The 18,317-nt window shown below is 53.7% G+C and carries 18 protein-coding genes and 1 riboswitch; of the genes, 11 read left to right on the top strand and 7 right to left on the bottom strand.

Going from position 1 to position 18,317, the window contains the following annotated elements:
• The first annotated feature begins 17 nt into the window (after window positions 1-17).
• Window positions 18-1,310: a 7TM diverse intracellular signaling domain-containing protein gene (locus tag CBW46_RS14620; RefSeq protein WP_165842325.1), complete on the top strand. Its 1,293-nt coding sequence runs from the start codon at window positions 18-20 to the stop codon at window positions 1,308-1,310.
• Window positions 1,311-1,495: 185 nt separating this feature from the next.
• Complete coding sequence (locus CBW46_RS14615; RefSeq protein ID WP_089200739.1) at window positions 1,496-1,834, top strand: sensor histidine kinase; 339 nt, start codon at window positions 1,496-1,498, stop codon at window positions 1,832-1,834.
• Here CBW46_RS14615 and CBW46_RS14610 read toward each other — a convergent pair.
• Window positions 1,831-2,703 (bottom strand): AraC family transcriptional regulator, encoded by an 873-nt coding sequence (locus tag CBW46_RS14610; RefSeq protein WP_089200738.1) that lies wholly within the window; start codon window positions 2,701-2,703, stop codon window positions 1,831-1,833. The two genes, CBW46_RS14615 and CBW46_RS14610, sit on opposite strands and share 4 nt — an antisense overlap.
• A gap of 311 nt (window positions 2,704-3,014) precedes the next feature.
• Here CBW46_RS14610 and CBW46_RS14605 point away from each other — a divergent pair, with 311 nt between their 5' ends.
• The 3 genes from CBW46_RS14605 to CBW46_RS14595 are packed head-to-tail and all read left to right on the top strand — an operon-like array spanning window position 3,015 to window position 6,892.
• On the top strand, window positions 3,015-4,214 hold the full coding sequence (locus CBW46_RS14605; RefSeq protein ID WP_089200737.1) for a galactokinase: 1,200 nt from the start codon (window positions 3,015-3,017) through the stop codon (window positions 4,212-4,214).
• A 30-nt stretch (window positions 4,215-4,244) separates the two neighbouring features.
• Window positions 4,245-5,234 (top strand): UDP-glucose 4-epimerase GalE, encoded by a 990-nt coding sequence (gene galE / locus CBW46_RS14600; RefSeq protein WP_089200736.1) that lies wholly within the window; start codon window positions 4,245-4,247, stop codon window positions 5,232-5,234.
• A 41-nt stretch (window positions 5,235-5,275) separates the two neighbouring features.
• Window positions 5,276-6,892, top strand: coding sequence for a UDP-glucose--hexose-1-phosphate uridylyltransferase (locus CBW46_RS14595; RefSeq protein WP_089200735.1), 1,617 nt, complete (start codon window positions 5,276-5,278; stop codon window positions 6,890-6,892).
• Between the two features lie 231 nt (window positions 6,893-7,123).
• Here the strand turns inward: CBW46_RS14595 and CBW46_RS14590 are convergent, their stop codons facing one another.
• The 3 genes from CBW46_RS14590 to CBW46_RS14580 all read right to left on the bottom strand — a co-directional run bounded on the left by CBW46_RS14590 (window position 7,124) and on the right by CBW46_RS14580 (window position 12,560).
• Window positions 7,124-7,732 (bottom strand): response regulator, encoded by a 609-nt coding sequence (locus CBW46_RS14590; RefSeq protein ID WP_165842324.1) that lies wholly within the window; start codon window positions 7,730-7,732, stop codon window positions 7,124-7,126.
• Window positions 7,733-7,881: 149 nt separating this feature from the next.
• The gene (locus CBW46_RS14585; RefSeq protein ID WP_089200733.1) at window positions 7,882-10,968 is read right to left on the bottom strand and encodes a DEAD/DEAH box helicase; all 3,087 of its coding nucleotides are present in this window, start codon (window positions 10,966-10,968) and stop codon (window positions 7,882-7,884) included.
• The gene (locus tag CBW46_RS14580) at window positions 10,956-12,560 is read right to left on the bottom strand and encodes an SWIM zinc finger family protein (protein ID WP_089200732.1); all 1,605 of its coding nucleotides are present in this window, start codon (window positions 12,558-12,560) and stop codon (window positions 10,956-10,958) included. The genes CBW46_RS14585 and CBW46_RS14580 overlap by 13 nt, the downstream gene beginning before the upstream one ends.
• 163 nt (window positions 12,561-12,723) lie before the next feature.
• Between CBW46_RS14580 and CBW46_RS14575 the strand changes: the two genes are divergently transcribed.
• Window positions 12,724-13,017: a hypothetical protein gene (locus CBW46_RS14575; protein ID WP_089200731.1), complete on the top strand. Its 294-nt coding sequence runs from the start codon at window positions 12,724-12,726 to the stop codon at window positions 13,015-13,017.
• A gap of 168 nt (window positions 13,018-13,185) precedes the next feature.
• Here CBW46_RS14575 and CBW46_RS14570 read toward each other — a convergent pair whose 3' ends face one another.
• Window positions 13,186-13,677, bottom strand: a complete 492-nt coding sequence (locus tag CBW46_RS14570) for a GNAT family N-acetyltransferase (protein WP_111361076.1) — start codon at window positions 13,675-13,677, stop codon at window positions 13,186-13,188.
• Between the two features lie 176 nt (window positions 13,678-13,853).
• Between CBW46_RS14570 and CBW46_RS14565 the strand changes: the two genes are divergently transcribed.
• The 3 genes from CBW46_RS14565 to CBW46_RS14555 all read left to right on the top strand — a co-directional run bounded on the left by CBW46_RS14565 (window position 13,854) and on the right by CBW46_RS14555 (window position 15,608).
• Complete coding sequence (locus CBW46_RS14565) at window positions 13,854-14,690, top strand: sulfurtransferase (RefSeq protein ID WP_089200730.1); 837 nt, start codon at window positions 13,854-13,856, stop codon at window positions 14,688-14,690.
• A gap of 179 nt (window positions 14,691-14,869) precedes the next feature.
• Window positions 14,870-15,178 carry a DUF4190 domain-containing protein gene (locus CBW46_RS14560; protein WP_089200814.1) on the top strand — a complete coding sequence of 103 codons (309 nt, stop codon included), beginning with the start codon at window positions 14,870-14,872 and terminating at the stop codon, window positions 15,176-15,178.
• 94 nt (window positions 15,179-15,272) lie between these two features.
• Window positions 15,273-15,608, top strand: coding sequence for a DUF3243 domain-containing protein (locus tag CBW46_RS14555; protein ID WP_089200729.1), 336 nt, complete (start codon window positions 15,273-15,275; stop codon window positions 15,606-15,608).
• A 62-nt stretch (window positions 15,609-15,670) separates the two neighbouring features.
• On the opposite strand, the gene CBW46_RS14550 is transcribed toward CBW46_RS14555, so the two are convergent.
• The gene (locus tag CBW46_RS14550; RefSeq protein ID WP_089200728.1) at window positions 15,671-15,901 is read right to left on the bottom strand and encodes a hemolysin XhlA family protein; all 231 of its coding nucleotides are present in this window, start codon (window positions 15,899-15,901) and stop codon (window positions 15,671-15,673) included.
• A gap of 342 nt (window positions 15,902-16,243) precedes the next feature.
• On the opposite strand from CBW46_RS14550, the gene CBW46_RS14545 reads away from it, so the two are divergent.
• Both CBW46_RS14545 and CBW46_RS14540 read left to right on the top strand, forming a co-directional pair.
• Window positions 16,244-16,678 carry a helix-turn-helix domain-containing protein gene (locus tag CBW46_RS14545; RefSeq protein ID WP_089200727.1) on the top strand — a complete coding sequence of 145 codons (435 nt, stop codon included), beginning with the start codon at window positions 16,244-16,246 and terminating at the stop codon, window positions 16,676-16,678.
• A gap of 49 nt (window positions 16,679-16,727) precedes the next feature.
• Window positions 16,728-17,135 carry an ImmA/IrrE family metallo-endopeptidase gene (locus tag CBW46_RS14540; protein WP_089200726.1) on the top strand — a complete coding sequence of 136 codons (408 nt, stop codon included), beginning with the start codon at window positions 16,728-16,730 and terminating at the stop codon, window positions 17,133-17,135.
• Window positions 17,136-17,345: 210 nt separating this feature from the next.
• On the opposite strand, the gene CBW46_RS14535 is transcribed toward CBW46_RS14540, so the two are convergent.
• On the bottom strand, window positions 17,346-17,813 hold the full coding sequence (locus tag CBW46_RS14535) for a C40 family peptidase (RefSeq protein ID WP_089200725.1): 468 nt from the start codon (window positions 17,811-17,813) through the stop codon (window positions 17,346-17,348).
• A 3-nt stretch (window positions 17,814-17,816) separates the two neighbouring features.
• Window positions 17,817-17,955, bottom strand: a riboswitch (cyclic di-AMP (ydaO/yuaA leader).
• Between the last annotated feature and the right edge of the window lie 362 nt (window positions 17,956-18,317).

Raw genomic sequence — 18,317 nt, 5'->3', positions numbered from 1 at the left:
CCAGGAAAGAGGCCCCGTTGGCTGGAAGCGGCTATGCGACCTTTCAGCTCCAGGTTTTGCTGGATCCGGGCGCCAAAGTTATGGCTCTGGAACTTCCGACTATCAGGTCGGCGTATGTTTTATGGATCAACGGCCAACCGATGGGAGGGGCAGGGAGGGTAGCAGCTAGCGTGGCGGCGGCGGAACCGGGCTGTGAGCCCAAGGTGGTCTTTTTTGAGCAAGGAGACTCAACCACCGTGGACATCGTCCTGCAGGTATCGAACTATGACCATCGACTCGGCGGTATCTGGCAGGAGCTAATACTCGGCGATGCGCAGCTGTTGTCCGACCATCACAACCAGCATCTGGCGGTGGAGATGCTGCTCGTCGGAAGCTTGCTTCTGATGGGCTTTTATCATTTGGGCCTATGCCTCATCCGACGGCAAGAGCGTGGGGCTCTCTACTTCGGTGTTCTCTGCCTCTTGGTGGGCATGAGAAGCATATTCGTGGGCGAAGGGGGGATATATGAATTTTTCCCGCGGTTTCCCTGGGAGACGGGGCTCAGGATCGAGTATGTTTGCTTTTTCCTCGCTGTGCCTATTGGGCTGATGTTTCTGCGTTCCCTGTATAGCGACGAGATTGGACCGCGTGTTACGGCAGTGGCCAAGTGGCTCGGCTGTTTGTTTTCCATCGCGGTGCTGCTGCTGCCCGCACGTATTTTCAGCTGGACTACCCAAACCTATCAAATTATCACAGCCATTGTGTGCCTGTACGCCGTTGTCCGTTTGCTGGCCGCTATCCGGCGCCAAAGAGAGGGATCGGGGTTTGCGTTCGCCGGCGTGATTGTGTACCTGTGCACGGTAGGGATAGATATCGCCTTTTACAATCAGTGGATCCTTACCGGCGATGTGTCAACGATCGGGTTGTTTTATTTTATATTCATGACCTCTTTCATTATCAGTCTCAAATCGTTTAAGGCTTTTGCCGCCGTAGAATCGTTGTCCAGGCAGCTGGTCGAATTGAACACGGGATTGGAACAGCGAATCCAAGCGCGCACGGCCGAGCTCAAAAGGTCCAACCGCAACCTGGAACAGATGGACGATGATCTCGCAAGGCTGGAGAAGTCAAGGCGGCACTTGCTGAGTAACATCTCGCATGACTTGGGGACGCCGATGACACTGATTCAAGGTTACATAGAAGCACTGGTGGATGAGGTGATTGTCGAGCCGGACCAGCAGCGAAAGTATTTGCGGATGACGTTAAGCCGCATCAACGGGCTAAACCGGTTAATTTCGGACCTGTTTCAATTGTCTAAGCTGGAAGCGCGGTAGATCGAATTTACCATGCAGGAAATGACCGTGCAGGAATTCGTCCGATACTTCAGCGAACGGCTACGAGCTTGAGGTTAAAAATGCCGGGAGAGGCTTCAGATGGCATGAATCTATCGCGCTCCAGCTGAAGCACGCCGGGGACAAGGTACTACTAGACATCGGTAGAATCGATCAGGTGTTGACGAATATCATTCACAACCGCCATCAAGCATACGCCTGCAGAAGCTGCCGTCGAGCTGCATTTTCACATTGATCACGGCGGCCTGCTGGTGAAGGCGCAGGACGGTGGAAGCGGGATTGATCCGGCGGGTTTGCCGTTCATCTTCGATCGTTTTTACAAAAAAGACAAGTCTCGTAACTCCGCTGCAGGAGGGAGCGGCTTGGGCCTTGCCATCGCCAGGGAGATTATCGAGTTTCACGGCGGCCGCATCTGGGCGGAAAGCCGGCAGGAGCAAGGAGCACGCATATGCTTCGTGCTGCCGCTCGCGGCTCCGCGGGAGTTATCCGGCAGGGAGCGAAGTTAAAGCTGGCGTACTTCGTCGCGGTAGGCGCTCGGGGATACGCCGTGGAGACGTTTGAACTGTTTGGAAAAGTAGAGAGGATCCTGAAACCCGACCGACGCTGCGATCTGCTCCACCGTCAGCTCGTGCCGTTCTCTCAGTAAATGGCGCGCTTTATCAACGCGGAGCTTTAGCAAAAATGTTACCGGTGTCACGCCCGTATGCTGCTTGAACAATGTCGAGAGGTAAGCCCGGTTATAGCCGAGGGATTCAGCCATCAACTCAATGGTAATTGGTTCCGCGTACTGCGTGGACAAATAGTTCACCGCCTGACGCACGATACGTTCGGCACTGCTTGTGAATTGGGTATGCGTTGAAGGGCTTGGATGAATCGCTTCAGCGTACTCCGCCAGAAGCAGGTGCAAATAGCCGGCTGCTCTGAGATTGGCGCCATGCTCCCTGGCTTGAAAGGCACGCTGAATTTGCTGATACAGTGCTGCGATGTTCCGCTTGCGGCCTGTATTGACAATAGGCTGCTGTGAGGATAAGCCGATGCGTGAAAGCAGCCGATCAGCCTGTTCGCCCGTGAAAGCGAGCCACCGGTAGTGCCACGGATCATCCAGGTCGGCCGTGTAACTGATCAGCTCACCCGGTTCGATCAGGAAGCTGTCTCCGGCGCCCAACTGATAGGTTGTCCCTTGGCAAGTGTACGTACCACGCCCGGACACAATGTGATGCAGCAGATAGTAATCCACCACTTTGGGACCGGGCTTATGCCCCGGCTTGGTTTGACTGCTGCCGGTGAATAGCACGACCAAATCATCCTCTGCAGCCTCGGCTTGCGGGTTGGATACAACGTAATAGCTGTCTACTGGTTTTGTGCGTGCGGCCATGCTGCGGTCTCCTTTCGACTTGCCTGAAGTTACGTGTTAGCGGTGAAGCACTGGTGCAGTCTGGATAACGGTCATGCGCGGCCTTATTTCCAACAAATGAAGAAGGAGCAGCAGGCATGTCCGACGAAGTCTGGTTTACTTTACTGAAGTATAACATCAACCGGTTGGTCCCGCATGATAAATCCGACATTTTTCCATGTGATGCTAACATCGCTCCATAGCGGGGTGGCCGGTCCGGCGTTATACTGGAATCAGGAAGCAAGGGCCGTTTTTGCAGCGGCGCAGCCATTTATGAAACGGAGTGTGGGATAATGACAGATTCGCAAGCCCTGAAGCAGCGTTTTGTCCAGCAGTTCGGCAGTGCACAAACCGAAGCGATACATGCGTTTCATGCACCCGGCAGGGTGAACCTGATCGGTGAGCATACGGACTACAATGGGGGTTACGTGTTTCCGGCGGCACTTACCTTCGGCACGACGATGTTAATCCGCAAAAGAAACGATGACCAGCTCCGTTTTGCCAGTACCAACTTTGATCTGCACAAACAAATTTCCATTGATAACATAGTGTTTGATACGTCTGATGAGTGGATCAATTACCTGAAAGGAATTGTGGCTGAGCTCCAAGCGCGGGGAGTACACATCGGAGGCTACGATATTTTATACAGTGGAGCGATTCCGAACGGCGCCGGATTATCATCGTCCGCTTCTCTCGAAGTCGTTACGGCTTTTGGGCTGTTAACGATGGAAGGTGCGGCGATCGACGAGGTACAGATTGCGCAGCTTTGCCAACGGGCGGAGAATGTGTTTATGGGCGTGAACTGCGGCATTATGGATCAGTTTGCCGTAGCGATGGGCAAACGGGACCATGCTATTCTGCTGATGTGCGATACGCTCGAATATAAGCATGTGCCGTTTCAGGCCGGTGAATATCAGCTGGTGATCGGGAACACGAACAAGAAGCGCGGACTTGTAGACTCGGCTTACAATGAGAGAAGGGAGCAATGTGAGCAGGCGGTAAAGGACTTGCAAGTGCAATTTCCACAGCTAACCCTGCTTGGGCAGCTCAGCTTGGAGCAGTTCCAAGCACACCGGCACCTGATCAAGGATGATACAGTACGCAGACGGGCGCAGCATGTGGTAGAAGAGATCGATCGAGTTCTACGGTCGATGGAACTGCTTCAACGTGGGGATCTAGCCGGTTTCGGGCAGTTGATGATCGGGTCGCACGAATCTTTGCGTGATTTGTACGAGGTAACCTGCACTGAACTCGATGTCATGGTGGAAGAAGCGCTCAAGGTTGCGGGCGTGCTTGGGTCGCGCATGACGGGAGCGGGCTTTGGCGGCTGCACGGTGTCGCTTGTCCATAAGGATAGTGTGCCCGCATTCATCGACCAGGTAGGTGCGGCCTATCAGCGGAGCACGGGCTTAATTGCCGACTTCTATGTTTGCGAGATAGGCGATGGGGTGAAAGACATCTCGGAACAGTTGGCTCAAGCGTCGGAGCACTAATGCAATGAATTTCAACGGGAGGGATTAACTATGGCAATACTAGTTACTGGCGGCGCGGGTTACATTGGTTCGCATACGGTCGCGGCACTATTGGAACGAAACGAAGAGGTTATCGTTGTCGACAACCTGCAGCAGGGGCATCGAGAGGCTGTGCTGGGAGGCAAGCTGTACGAAGCCGATCTGCGCGACGCGGAGCAAATGGATAAGGTGTTCCGTGAAAATGAGATTGACGCCGTGATTCATTTTGCGGCGAACTCGTTGGTTGGCGAAAGCATGCAAAATCCGGCGAAGTATTATCATAACAATGTCTACGGCACGTTGTGTCTGTTAGAGAAGATGAATCAATACGGTGTGACAAAGATTGTATTCTCATCGACAGCGGCCACCTATGGCGAGCCCGAGCAGGTGCCCATTATGGAGGACGATCGCACCCGGCCGACGAATGCCTATGGGGAAACAAAGCTGGCGATGGAAAATATGATACGCTGGTTCGATACGGCTTACGGGATAAAATACGTCTCGCTCCGTTACTTTAACGCAGCAGGCGCGCATCATAGCGGCCGCATCGGGGAGGATCATACTCCCGAAACGCATCTGATACCGCTCATTTTACAGGTGGCTCTAGGACAGCGGTCGCATATCTCGCTGTTCGGGGATGATTACCCAACCCCGGATGGAACCTGCAGCAGGGACTACATTCACGTGACGGATCTGGCCGATGCACACATTCTCGCTGTCCACAGACTGAGGCAAGGTGGGGACAGCTGCGTCTGCAACCTAGGCAACGGCCAAGGCTTCTCGGTGAAAGAAGTTATCGAGATCGCACGTAAGGTCACCGGACATCCGATTCCAGCGGTGGTGGAAGCTCGCCGGGCAGGCGATCCAGCGGCGCTCGTGGCCTCATCGGCGCGTGCTAGAGCTGAACTCGGCTGGAATCCGCAGTACGGCAGCCTGGAGCGGATGATTGAGACGGCGTGGGCATGGCATCAAGCACATCCACGAGGCTATGGAGGCCAGTAATGCCAGCAGCCGCGCGAAGAGACGGAAGGGAGTGACAGCAAATGGGAGTACTGCATGACGCGCACCGCAAAGGTGAAGTAATCGGACGTGAGCTGCAGGCGAAGGCTGCACAGGACATCGAAAGGCTGCTGGAATTCGGCATTCGCCGAGGGCTGCTCGAGCCCATAGACCGCTACGCCGTACGCAACGCTCTGCTTGATCTGCTGCGCATCAGTGAGCCCGATGACGCGGCACTGACGGTGGAGTGCGTGCCTGAAGCGGTCGCCCAGCTGCTTGAACCGCTGCTGGATTATGCGGCTGCCGCCGGCATTCTGGAAGAGAATAATACCACGTATCGGGATCTATTGGATGCAAAGATAATGGGTTATATGATGCCGCGGCAATCGGAGGTCATCCGCCGGTTCCGGGCGACGGTCGAGCAGGGCGGGGTGCAGCAAGCTGCGGATGACTTTTACCAGCTGTGCATTGATTCCAACTATATCCGGATGGACCGCATCGCGAACAACCTTCATTGGCTGGCGGACACCGAATATGGAGCTATGGAAATTACGGTGAATCTATCAAAGCCGGAGAAGGACCCGAAGGAGATCGCGCTGCTTCGGACGGCTCCACAGAGCCACTACCCTAAGTGTCTCCTGTGCGTGGACAATGTTGGCTACGCCGGAAGGCTAAACCACCCTGCCCGGCAGAATCTTCGGGTGATCCCGCTGGAGCTCGGCGGTGATCCGTGGTATTTTCAATACTCTCCGTATGTGTATTACGACGAGCACTGCATCATTTTCGATGAAGTACACCGTCCCATGCAAATCACGGATCAAACCATTGTCCGGTTGTTGGACTTTGTGGATCAATTTCCGCACTATTTCGTCGGGTCAAACGCGGACCTCCCCATCGTCGGCGGATCGATCTTGAATCACGAGCATTTTCAGGGCGGCCGGCATCAGTTCCCAATGGAAAAAGCACCGGTCGAGCAAACTTACAATCATCCGCACTATCATGATGTCAGACTGGGGATCGTGCAGTGGCCAATGTCTGTGATACGGATTAATAGTCGCCGCAAGGAGTCAATCCTGCAGCTGGCCAGCAAAATTTTGCACGCTTGGCGAAGGCACAATGATCCGGCTAACGAGATCTTGGCATATTCCGAGAGCCACGGTGTGCGCAGCAACCATAACACGATTACGCCCATCGCCAGAAAAAATGTGGCGGGAGAGTACGAGATCGATCTGGTTCTTCGCAACAATCGCACAAGCGAGCAGCATCCGGACGGCATATTTCATCCTCATAAGGAACTGCACCATATTAAGAAAGAGAATATCGGTTTGATCGAGGTGATGGGCCTAGCGGTGCTGCCGGGCCGTCTCAAGGAAGAATTGGATTTACTGGTCCGGGTATTAAGCGGAGGGCTGACATTGCCCGCTGCCATCCATTCGATGCCCGAGCATCCCCTCCACAAGCATAGCGCTTGGATCGAAGATTTGATCACCCGGCATGGTACCGCGCTGAGTGAATCGGCTGCGGAGCAGGTCGTGCAGGCGGAGGTGGGTGTAAAATTTGTGGAAGTGCTGCATGATGCCGGCGTGTACAAACGAGATGTGAATGGCCGTGGCGGATTTGAACTTTTCTTGTCAACCATTGGGTGTGTGCGAGAAGCATAGCGGGATTGAGCGTGCCGGTGGTCCATTGACGAACACCGCAGTCGAACGCGAATCGCCAGCCATCCAACTAAATTGTTGCACAGACGTAAAAAGCACCTCCCAACACGATCATGTAACAGGGAGGTGCTTTGCGTGCCACAGAGAGACTCATAAGGCGGGAAACAGTTTTTTGTTGGACTGCCCCGTGCCCGCGGCAGCGGATATCAGTGGTATACAATGAAACAAGCCACGTTAGTTTTCCTCATCGGCAGCTGCCGCCTCGTCTGCGTATACATGCTTTAATTCAACATGAATGGTGTCATCATCGCGCTTCATCTCACTGATTTGAATTCCGTTTCTCGTTAGCGTGGCGGAGAGCAGATTCTCATCCTGGGGTGGCAAAATATAAGTCGGGCCCGTATTCGCGTCATGCAGCAGTTTTTCTGCCACCTGCAGCAGCTTTTCCATGGTGAAAGGCTGACGCAGAAAACTTTTCACTGTCCTTCGCTTGATAACCCGCAGGTGGCTCCAGTGCAGTCGACCGATCACGGGGGTCCGGTGCCATAGCGGATGGCGATATAACTCAGATATGAAATCCCAGCCGGTCCCCTCCAGATGAATATCCACTATGCACAACCGCGGCGGCACATTGGCTGTATGCTGCAGCGCGACAAGCCCTTCCTCCGCGGACCGCAGCGGCACAATCGGCAGCTTGAGTTTGCCCAGCGCCACTTGGATCAGTTTCGCTAAATTCGCGTCGTCCTCCAGTAAGAGGATACTTCGTTTCGCTGCAATGTTATTCGGGAAATGCCTCTGGTACACGGTGATCATGGTTACGCCTCTCGAACAGAACACGGTCATGATGCTTATGGCCTCTGGCGCACGGCATCATGGTTATGCCTCTCACGCCCGGTGACGCGGTAGACCGTCTTACGGCATTGCTCGTTGTCGGCACAAACGGCTAATGATGTACTACTTCTTGCCAGAGATTCGCCTTGCGTGCGGCGGATCTATACTTCGACCCACTCGCTTCTGAGGGCGAACAGCTCACGTAAATCGTCGGTCGACATTTCGGTAATCCATTGCTCGCCGCTTCCGACAATTTGTTGACTCAACCCCTGCTTCTTTTCAATCATCTCATCGATGCGTTCCTCAAGTGTGCCAAGGGTGACGAATTTATGCACCTGGACTTGGCGGGTTTGGCCAATGCGGAACGCCCGGTCGGTCGCCTGATTCTCAACGGCCGGATTCCACCAGCGGTCGAAGTGAAAGACATGGTTGGCTGCGGTGAGATTCAATCCGGTGCCGCCTGCCTTAAGAGATAGGATGAAGACACCGGGCTGCCGCTCCGCGGGCAGCGAATCGCCCTGAAATTCGGCGATCATCCGGTCACGGCCCGCTTTGGGAGTACCTCCGTGCAGGAACGGAACGTTCGGCTCCAATTCTTGTTCCAGGATGCGCTGCAGCAGGTGACCGGTTTCCACGAATTGAGTGAAAATTAAGCATTTATCGCCTTCCTGACGAAGCTCGTGTACCATCTCTAACAAGCGCTCCACTTTATTGGAACGATTCTGCCAGGGTGCTCCCTCGGGCTCCTTCAGCATGAGGGACGGGTGATTGCAGATTTGCTTGAGCTTCGTTAAAGCGGCGAGGATTAAGCCTCGGCGCTCCATTACGCTGAGCCGGTCAAGCCGCTCGAACATGTCGTTGATGTAATTTTCATATAAACTGCCCTGCTCTGCAGTGAGCGAGACGTAGGTTTTATATTCATGCTTATCCGGCAGATCCAATTGGATGGCCGGGTCTTTTTTGACCCTCCGAAGCAGAAACGGGCGAATGAGACGCTGCACTTTGCCCACCAGCCCCGGGTCGTTAGTTTTCTCTATGGCATTCACATAGCGGTGAGTGAATTCCCGCAGGGGGCCCAAGTAACCTGGATTCAGAAAGTCGAATATTGACCAGAGCTCAGTGAGCCGATTCTCAATGGGCGTGCCGGTCAGTGCGATCCGGTGCCGCCCGTTTAAGTTGCGAATCGACGTAGCTTGCTTCGTGTAGGCGTTTTTGATATTCTGCGCTTCATCCAGGCAGATGGAGTTCCACTCCACCGGCGTCAATTCCGCTTCGTCCAGATGCGATAACGTGTAGGTGGTGAGCACAAGGTCACTTCCGCGGCACGCTTCGATGAATGCATCACCTTTCACCCGATGCGGACCGTAATGCAAATATATCTTCAGCTTGGGCGCGAAGCGCTCGAGCTCCTTTTGCCAGTTGCCAAGCACCGAGGTCGGACAGATCAGCAGGGAGGGAGGGTGCTCGACCGACTCTGGGCGGCTGCCGATGGAGGCCGCGTGCTGGCCGACCTCTTCCTCATCTTCTTTCAGGTGCAGCAAATAGGTAATCATTTGGATCGTTTTCCCAAGCCCCATGTCATCGGCCAGGCAGCCTCCCAAGCCCGCCTGCCGTAAAAAGAGCAGCCATGAAATGCCCTCGATTTGATATGGCCGCAGCGTTCCACGGAACGAAGCCGGAGGTTCGATAAGCGGAGGCCGCCGGGAGTGGTTCAACAAGGCGACCATCTCCTGCAGATGTTGATCCAGCTCCACCTCCATCTGAAGCGAGCGCTCGAAGCCGAATTCCTCTTCGTCATCGATCGATCCTAACAGGTGCAGCTCAAGCACATCGCGAAAGGAGAGCCCCCGCTTGTTTTGCACCTGCTGCATCACCTGTTCGAGCTCCTGCAGTTGTTCCGGATCCAGCTGAATCCACTGACCTCGGATTTGCACCAGATTACGCTTCTCCTCCAGTAATGTCCGGAATTCCTCTTCCGTCAGTTCAACATCGCCTACCGCGACCTTCCAATCGAACTGCATCAGCTGCTGGAGGCCGAACATGGCCTGTGGACCCGTACCGATGGAGGATTTGACCTTGGCTTTCAGTTTTGGCCGCCAGCGGCGGATGCGTTCCCACCAGGCCGGCAGGAATACCGAGTAGCCCGCCTCCATCAATCGTAAGCTGCCTTGGGTCAGTAACTGCCAAGCGTCGTCTTGCGATAGCTCCGTGCGCAGGGCCGGTGTGTCCTCATCTTTCTGCAGTGACGGTTGGATGCGCCGCCATTTCGCGAGGTCCTTCGCAGCGCGGTGCAGGTGCGGCAGCCACGCTTCGGGCAGCGCGGCGAGCTCCGGCTCCGCGGCGAGCAGCGCCTCGCGTTCTGCCGCCACAACAGCATCGCGCGCAGTGTCATCGCCGGCGACCGAGAGCGCCTCACGTTCCGCCGCCGCGGCTCCATCGCGTGCGGTGTCTGCACCGCCGGCCGCGTCCGGCGATGCCGCCAAGCGGGCTGCGTGTATCTGCGCAGCCGTTTCCAATGCTGCGGCGTCCACTTCGCGCAGCACATCCTTGTCTGCGCGATCCTGCAGGATCACGCGCAGCGGCCACGAACCTCGCCCCTGCGGAGGCTCGCTCAACTGCAGGCACGTACGGAACGGAGTGCCGTCCGTGTGCCAGCCGATGGAGACGAGCCAATCTTCCTCGTCCATCCACAGATCGGTTGGCAGCGTGCCGCGCTGAAGCAGTGGATATGCCTGCTCCAGCTGGCTAATGCTCTGGCGCAGCGTAGCGTCTTCCTCGGCCCACTCGGGAATGAGCCGTTCCATCCACTGCTGCGCCAGCGGGGACATGCCGGCAGCAGCCACGCCTTCCGGCAGCTGCAGCTTCCAGCCGAGCTCGCCCGCCTTCCACTTCGCGAAGTCGGGCATCACACGGCCCTTCACCAGCGCCTCCTTCACGTGAGGCGCCAAGCGCAAGAGCTCCCGCAGCTCACCGTTCCATTCCAGCTTCAAATGCTGGACGGTGCTTGGGCTGCAGAAGTAGTCCAGCGCCTCTAGTGCCGGCAGCTGCAGTCCCTCAACATTCATCGACTCCATCGTCTCGATGAACGTGCCGTAGAACGAAGGCTGATGCCATGCGAACAGCAGGTTTTTCAAATCGGTGGCGTCTGCAACAGCCCCGTTGTGTCGTGTGGCCCACAGGAAAAAAACGCCGGGCGAGATCCAGCGGGCATGAACGGTTAACGCTGTGGTGTCGATCATGGAATCCATTTCCCTTTCCGAAGCTCTTCTTGCAGCGCACGCAGGCGGGAGTATCGAGTGGCCAGCCGGTAAATGTACTCTTCCCACGCGTTCTCTTTATCCAGCTTTTTGTAATAGCTATGCAGCTTCTTGAGCAGTTTAACGGCCGTCTTATAGGCGTTGCGGTTTTTCTCGTTGATGCACCGTTCCACCGCTTGAGTGTACAAAGGAAGCAGCAGCGCCGGGTCGCTTGATTCCACCGCTTTCAAGTCCATCGCATACAGATTGAGTGGCGAGACACGGTTCGAAATTTGCAGATCAACCCATGATTTATAGCGCTGCGCCTTCATTAAATAGGACGTATAAAAATAATACGTGCGCGGCAGCAAGGCGATCATCACATCGACCCATTCGCCGTCATCCGGTTGATGGCCTACCGCCTCCATCCAATAGGTGCAGAACGTGCGCAGCTCTTCCTGCTGCGCCCGCTGCACCGAGGGAAGAAGCCAGCGCAGCCAAGCCAGCATTCGATTCCATTGCTGCAGCTCGTAGCAGCGGTGAAGATACAGGAAAAAGTCCTTAGCTTCACGGCGGGACAACTGCTCCAGCAGTGACATGGCCTTCTGGTCGTCTCCCTGCATCACGTCAAAATGTGCAAGTGCGATCAGCAGGGCATCTCGTTTGCGGGGCATCAATGTTTCGTTCGCTCGCAACAGCTCCAGCCTTTTTCGTTCCTGTTCGACCCTCTGCCGTTGATTCTCGAGGCGCCACCAGATACTCCGGTAAACCAATAGCCACTCCACCGGAGATTCTTTGCCGTCCAAAGCGAACTCGCCTACCAGCGCGGTGGTTTCATTCAGCGCGCGCTCGTGCTCCTCCAGCAGCTCCGCAAAATTCAATGCAGGAAGCAGTTCGGCAAAGCGTTCCATACATTGCTTGGCTACGGTTTTACTGCCCGTTTCAATGTAATAAGACAGGTAGGATGATTTGGTGTCCGCATAGAATTGATCAATCTTCCGCATGACAAACAGCAAAACGTGCAGTGTATACAGGCTGCGGAGCGGCTCATCCCAATCCGCGGCTATGGGCATCAGCGAGTCCTTCACCGCATTGTAGAATAATTCAATCGAATTCTGCTGCGTCAGGGCGTAGCCATAGAACTGCTGGTCAAAATACCGCTGCCAAGCAGCAGGCGGCTGATCGGGCTTCGGCGGTTCAAGCCGATCCAGCTTTTTCTCCGTCCTAGCCGCTGTAGCGGTGGTACGGGCCGACTGCTGCCGTTTCTTCACCAGTTTGGCCTGCCTTAACTGCTGAAGCAGGAGCTCTGGGCGTGCATACGAAGCGTATAGTGCGTAAATTGTCGCTGCCATATGCTTACAACAAGCCCCCAACGAGCAGCTGCAGTTACTTTTCGCAAAGCTGTCCAAATCGATAGTTACCTTGTACGTTTGTTTACCGCGCACGTCGGCGTGAACCTCAACTCCATCCAGGAGCTCCACGTCTCTGACCCTTCCTTTGTGGAAGAATTCCCACCCTGTTTCCAATGCGGCCAAATCAAAGTCATGCTGCATTCGTTCGATCAGATAATTTATTCGGTTTTTAGGAATTTGCAGCTTCAGCATGGGAAACGCTCCGCCTCCGGGCTCATTGTCTATCCTTATAGTGTAACAGATTTTGTTTTTAAATGCTTCCCGCCGGTCGATTGCATGGCAACGTTTTTTCAGGGTAAAATGCTTAATAGAGCGTTTCTCCATTAATTGCTAATTTGAGGAGGACTGTCCGCGTATGGGAATAAAATTCGGGCGTGAGTATCCAGATATTATTACAGATTTTACCGAAGCTTTGTGCAGTATAGATGAATGTTACACGTTCCTGGAGATGACCCCGAAGGAGTGGCAGGGGCTGGAGCCGGACGAGCAGCGGGAGTGCATTAAGACATTGGCGGATGACGTTTTTTATGGATTGGGCACTGAACCTAGGATGCGGATAGGCACCTGCACCATCAACTATGACAGGGAAAAGCACGTCATTGTCATTCACCATGAAGATAAGCTGATCAACGTGGTGTATTTGGTATAGCTAGGGCAGCTCATGCTCTAAACTGACCTCTCGGCGGGCAGGCGGACTTACGAAGTTGGATTTGGAAGCAGATGCACGCTCTGACGTCGCGCGCGAAACCCTGAATTGATACTGATACAAGTGTCTGAACAACCGTTACACCGCTTTTTCCAGCCCTGAGTTCCGTGTTCACTCATCTGGAGCGTGCTTCCGCACCATACAGTAAAACGCCTGTCTGCCGTGCGGCGTCATCCGGTCATATGAATCGGTATGCACGAAGCCGGCGCTGCGGTAGACGCGATATGCACGAATGTTCCAGGTGAGAACCTCCAGATCGATTTCATTGTCAGGTGATTGCTCTCGGGCATATGCGGCAACGGCACGAACAAAATCGACTCCGAAACCTTGTCCGCACCGCTTTGGATCCATGCCCAAGCCCAGCCTCGTCACGCCTTTCATGGGAAAGAATTGGGCAAATCCCCACATCTCACCCTTGTTGTCCACAACAGCTCGGTACTGTTGCTCTCGTAACTCTTTGTCTGCGAACTCCTCCTGCGCGGCCAGCATGTCAGCCCACGGCCGCCAATTGTATATGTCGTACGGGGGCGGATAAGACCAGGTACAGATTTCTTGGCATTGTTCTTCTTTCAAAGGCACGATGTGATAAGCGGGAACGATCATGGTACAGCCTCCTTGCTATGTGCAGATATTGCCGGTTTGCTTTGAATCTATTGTAACCGGACGATGCGGCCATGTCGAACGGTTACCAGTATAAGGGATTATTTAACGTTTCTCTGGACGGTCTGTACGTTGTATACTGGTAGACATAACCTATTCGTAGAAGGAAGTGTTCAGCGATGCAACCGATCGTAACTCAAGAGTGGCTGTTCGAGCATGGGACCGATGAGCATGTCGTGATCGTGGACTGCCGGTTTGTTCTGGGCAATCCTACCGCAGGACGGCAGGCCTATGCTATTGACCATATCCCGGGGGCTGTTTATTTTGACCTGGAAGAGGATTTATCCGCACCGAAAAGCGCTCATGGCGGACGCCACCCAATGCCTGATTGGGATCAATTTGCCCGTAAATTGGGCGAAGCCGGCGTGGGCCGCGACACAACCGTTGTTGCGTACGATGACCAGGGCGGAGCTATGGCCTCCCGCTTATGGTGGATAATGCATTATCTTGGACATACCCGGGCGTATGTGTTGGACGGCGGCTATGAGAAGTGGAAGCAGGCGGGTTATCCCGTAACGGATGGACCCACGGTAACACACCGCACCGTGTTCGAAGCGAATCCTCAGGAAGGTTTGCTGCTTCATATGGAAGACGTGAAGAGCCGGCTAGGCAGGCCCGGCACAGTGTTGGTCGATTCACGGGAACATCGGCGCTACCTGGGGCTGGAGGAGGCCATTGATCCGGTCGCAGGTCACATTCCCGGCGCCAAGAACTATTTCTGGAAGGACAGCCTCACCGAGAACGGAGGATGGAAGGATGCCGAAGCGCAAAAGGAGCGCTTTGCCGGTCTGCACACTGCGGACGAGATCATTGTTTACTGCGGCTCAGGCGTGACGGCCTGTCCGAATGTGCTCGCTTTGCTGGCGGCAGGCTACAAGAACGTGAAGTTGTATGCCGGCAGCTGGAGCGACTGGGTGAGCTACAGCGATAATCCCGTGGCAACAGGAGCGGAGTAAAAAACAACAGGCCCGAGGCGTGACTCACTGCCTACGAGGCCTGTTATTTGTATCTGCGTGATGGAAATCAGATGTAAAAGTTAGAAAAATCTACAATTAGCCATGGTTACTGGGTATAATGTTACACAGTATGCTTACAGTATATATGAACAGGAGGGTGCGCGTTGGAACAAAACTCCATGGATTCGACAAATTTTCCCCCGCAGCAGAGATTTCAACCGCCGCCAGCAAACAGTAAATCCATTGCGGCGATGGTGCTTGGCATTTTATCTATCGTTATACCTTACATCGGTCTGATCATCGGCATTGTTGCCATTATTTTTTCCGCAATTTCCCTGAAGGAGATAAAAAGGACCGGCGAACAAGGCCGCGGAATGGCAATCGCAGGTTTGGTGTGCGGTATTATCGGAACTTTAATTTACGGGATTATCTTGCTTATCGTTATCATAGCGCTCGCACTGTCGTATTCGTCCGATCCCTTTTATTAATAGGAGAAGGCACGCTCATAGATTCAGCGGCGGTCCACACGGTTAATGTGTGCATGTAACCACTCATAACAAATCAAGAAACGAGGGGATAATCATGGCAGACGTTAACGCTGGTGCCACGCCGGACAAGAGCAGTGTCGACAAGGTAGAGGAAACCTTACGTAATATGAGTGCTGACGAGAAAGAGCAAATTCTGGGCAGTTTTAATGAGTTCAAACGTTATCTCGCTTCGCGGATAGAATTGGCGCAAAATTTAGGTCTCGGCGAGGAGCAGATCGCTCAGGTCGCTCAAAAGGTAGCTAATTATTTGGCGACCAGCGAGGAGCCGCGCAACCGGGAAGAAAAGCTGCTGCAGGAGCTGTGGAAGGCGGGCACCCAAGACGAGCAGCATAAACTCGCCCACATGCTGGTGAGATTGGCGCAGGCATGATTTTACTCGAATACAGGAAGGCCGGTGCCGTCATGGGCCGGCCTTAATCTATTTTAGGTGACTCACCAGCCTCTTCCCAACATGCCGATAATTGCAACGATAACGGCCTCAATGGTGATCCGACAAATCCATGCTTGATTGTGCTCCAGTTGAGTCAGGCGTTTATCGGTGGCGTCTGTCGATTTCTCCCCTTCGCTCTCGGCTTCTTTCTCCCGCGCCAGCGTGTCCAGCTTCATCTCGATCCTTTCGATCTGCTCTCGTATGTGCTTTGCCTCACTATTGTGCTCTTTCATCGGTCACACCTCTTTTCACAGGGATTTGTTTTTGCGATTGGATTATTACCTTTTGGTAACGAATGAACAAACGGGTTTGGCAGCCGGGCGTGCAAAGACATGTCCATTGTGTTCACCCGCAAACATGTGTGCGTGGTGTGACTGCACTGTCGCCCTCTGTGATAAGTATTACCCAGGTTATGCCAATTGGTAAAGCTCGAAATACACGCATATAAGGGCCATTTGCAGCATTTTTCTAATGAAATCTTGCACAGAACATATGTTTGGTTCCATTCTTTACCTTTTCACGGCAATGGGTTATAATTATTACCAAGAGGTAATGGCAAAGGCGGGATGGGGCGTATGAGCGAAACGCAGTTCGGTATGTATCTGAAGAAGGCTCGTGAGCAGAAAGGGATGAGTGTCAACCACTTGGCTGCTGCATCAGGCATTAGCAATGCGCAGATCTCCCGGATCGAGAACGGCGTAAGAGGGATCCCCAAACCGGAAACGATCCGCAGGTTGGCGGAGGCGCTTGGTGAAGACTATGGGGGCATGATGGAGAAGGCCGGGCACATATCCGAGGAACATAAGCAGCAAATCCCCGAATGGGCCACTCACAAGGACAAACGGGACTTTAAAAAAATGCTCGAAGAAGACGGAGAGGTCATGTTCGACGGAATTCCCCTTGATAAAAGCGATAAGCAGAGAATAATGGATGTGTTGACCGGATTTTTCTGGGAGGCCAAGGCGATGAACAAACGCAAGAAGCCGCCAGCTTCGGAAAAGAAGGAATGAGACCTGACAGGTGCCGCCGTTTAAACTTGAATGATCCGGGTGATGACAAATGGACGATACCATAGCCAAACTAACCAAGCGTTATAAAACAAACTGCCCATTTACGATCGCGAGAGCACTAGGCATTCATGTGAGATTTCATGATCTCGGACAGAGCACAAGAGGGGTGTACTACCGCAAGCTGAGACGCCGGCTTATCGTCATACACAATGAGCTTTCAGCGGAATGGCAGAGGTTTGTCTGCGCGCATGAGCTGGGGCACGACAGGCTGCATCAGGGTTTAAGCAGGTTTTTCCTGGAGGAGCACTCCTTTTTTCATCCCGGCAAATTCGAGAGGCAAGCGAACCGGTTCGCTGTCAAACTGCTCACTTCCACAGATACGATCGGAGCGGAGGAAACGGTAGAACGTTTTTGTACGCGCCACGGAATCCCCGGGGAAATGCATCAATTCTACTAAACTGCAGCACTCTGTCCGCATCGGACCCAATCCTGGATTCCGACGGCGGGTTCATACGACTTGCTGTCTGACTCTGTGAATCTAGCCGTATGCTTGCCCAAATTTTATTGTGCCGGCAAGAAAAACAGCCCTGCAGGCTGGTTTTACGCGAAAAGCGTTTGCGGCAGCACTGAGGGCTTTATTGAAGAGGAACCTTTTTTAGCCGTGCGATTATTTATCGGTCATCAATTGGTGATATTGAGCATCCGATAGAATACGGTTGGCGGTTACGTAGCGCTTGGCATAGTACGCTTCGCTGAGACTGCTCACTGTGACTCCCTTGTTGGAGGCGGAGTGATAGAACTTGCCATCGCCAACAAAGACACCCACGTGTGAAATGCCGCGACCATCGGTATTGAAGTACACGAGATCGCCGGGACGAAGCTGATCTTTTTCCACTTTCGTTCCGAGTACTGCCTGAGACTTGGACTGGTGGGGCAGATCGATGCCGAACTTGCTAAAGACGAAGGAAGTGTAACCGGAGCAATCGAACCCCTTTTTAGTGGTTCCGGCCGCTTTGTACGGAGCTCCCAACCCATCGTTCACAGCCTGGCTGAGCGGAGTTTCCGCAAATGCGCTTCCTGCTTGAAAGCTGAAAAACAAAGTCAAAGATGTAATGATGCCAAAAAACTTCTTCAAAAAAAGTGTCCCCTTCCGCGCCTACGAGGTTAGCTTAAGGGTTCGGTTGAAGGTTCCCTATGATCACTCTGAAGCGAGATCAATTCACCCAAAATCGGATCCCCCGTTTTCCATATGACTGGAAATTCGGCAAATGTTGGTTTTATTATTTTTGCTTATAAGTAAAATTCGATTATAATCGGTAAATTCCTCCTGTTGACACATATTCTTCACATTTTCCATGCAACCTTTCAAATCCCTTATGCGGTAAGTATTTAGCCTGCGGGCAGGGCCGGTTTTGCATGTTCAACGGAAATACTGCACTGCAGCGTTCGACAATTATGTTCGCTCATCCCACGCCAGAGTCCGACTATGTACCATCCAATTTCCGCATCACTGTCACATTGCAGGTCAATGGACGCCGGTATAGGATCGTGAACATGTCCCGTTGGCGTATGATTCCTTGGGTTGGAATGCTAGGGGACAAACGCAAAAAAGACTCAGGCTGCTCGTGGCGGCCCAAGC

Origin of the sequence: Paenibacillus xerothermodurans, from assembly GCF_002220865.2 — a bacterium.
GTDB lineage: Bacteria > Bacillota > Bacilli > Paenibacillales > NBRC-103111 > Paenibacillus_S > Paenibacillus_S xerothermodurans.
This window is presented reverse-complemented; position numbering and strand designations above follow the sequence as displayed.

What these genes read in the sequence shown, in the direction of transcription:
- CBW46_RS14590 (WP_165842324.1), bottom strand. Translation starts at nt 7,732, where the DNA reads ATGACCGTGTTCTGTTCGAGAGGCGTAACCATGATCACCGTGTACCAG.
- CBW46_RS14555 (WP_089200729.1), top strand. Translation starts at nt 15,273, where the DNA reads ATGGCAGACGTTAACGCTGGTGCCACGCCGGACAAGAGCAGTGTCGAC.
- CBW46_RS14570 (WP_111361076.1), bottom strand. Translation starts at nt 13,677, where the DNA reads ATGATCGTTCCCGCTTATCACATCGTGCCTTTGAAAGAAGAACAATGC.
- CBW46_RS14550 (WP_089200728.1), bottom strand. Translation starts at nt 15,901, where the DNA reads ATGAAAGAGCACAATAGTGAGGCAAAGCACATACGAGAGCAGATCGAA.
- CBW46_RS14545 (WP_089200727.1), top strand. Translation starts at nt 16,244, where the DNA reads ATGAGCGAAACGCAGTTCGGTATGTATCTGAAGAAGGCTCGTGAGCAG.
- CBW46_RS14580 (WP_089200732.1), bottom strand. Translation starts at nt 12,560, where the DNA reads ATGCTGAAGCTGCAAATTCCTAAAAACCGAATAAATTATCTGATCGAA.
- galE (WP_089200736.1), top strand. Translation starts at nt 4,245, where the DNA reads ATGGCAATACTAGTTACTGGCGGCGCGGGTTACATTGGTTCGCATACG.
- CBW46_RS14575 (WP_089200731.1), top strand. Translation starts at nt 12,724, where the DNA reads ATGGGAATAAAATTCGGGCGTGAGTATCCAGATATTATTACAGATTTT.
- CBW46_RS14610 (WP_089200738.1), bottom strand. Translation starts at nt 2,703, where the DNA reads ATGGCCGCACGCACAAAACCAGTAGACAGCTATTACGTTGTATCCAAC.
- CBW46_RS14585 (WP_089200733.1), bottom strand. Translation starts at nt 10,968, where the DNA reads ATGGATTCCATGATCGACACCACAGCGTTAACCGTTCATGCCCGCTGG.
- CBW46_RS14595 (WP_089200735.1), top strand. Translation starts at nt 5,276, where the DNA reads ATGGGAGTACTGCATGACGCGCACCGCAAAGGTGAAGTAATCGGACGT.
- CBW46_RS14540 (WP_089200726.1), top strand. Translation starts at nt 16,728, where the DNA reads ATGGACGATACCATAGCCAAACTAACCAAGCGTTATAAAACAAACTGC.
- CBW46_RS14605 (WP_089200737.1), top strand. Translation starts at nt 3,015, where the DNA reads ATGACAGATTCGCAAGCCCTGAAGCAGCGTTTTGTCCAGCAGTTCGGC.
- CBW46_RS14560 (WP_089200814.1), top strand. Translation starts at nt 14,870, where the DNA reads ATGGATTCGACAAATTTTCCCCCGCAGCAGAGATTTCAACCGCCGCCA.
- CBW46_RS14565 (WP_089200730.1), top strand. Translation starts at nt 13,854, where the DNA reads ATGCAACCGATCGTAACTCAAGAGTGGCTGTTCGAGCATGGGACCGAT.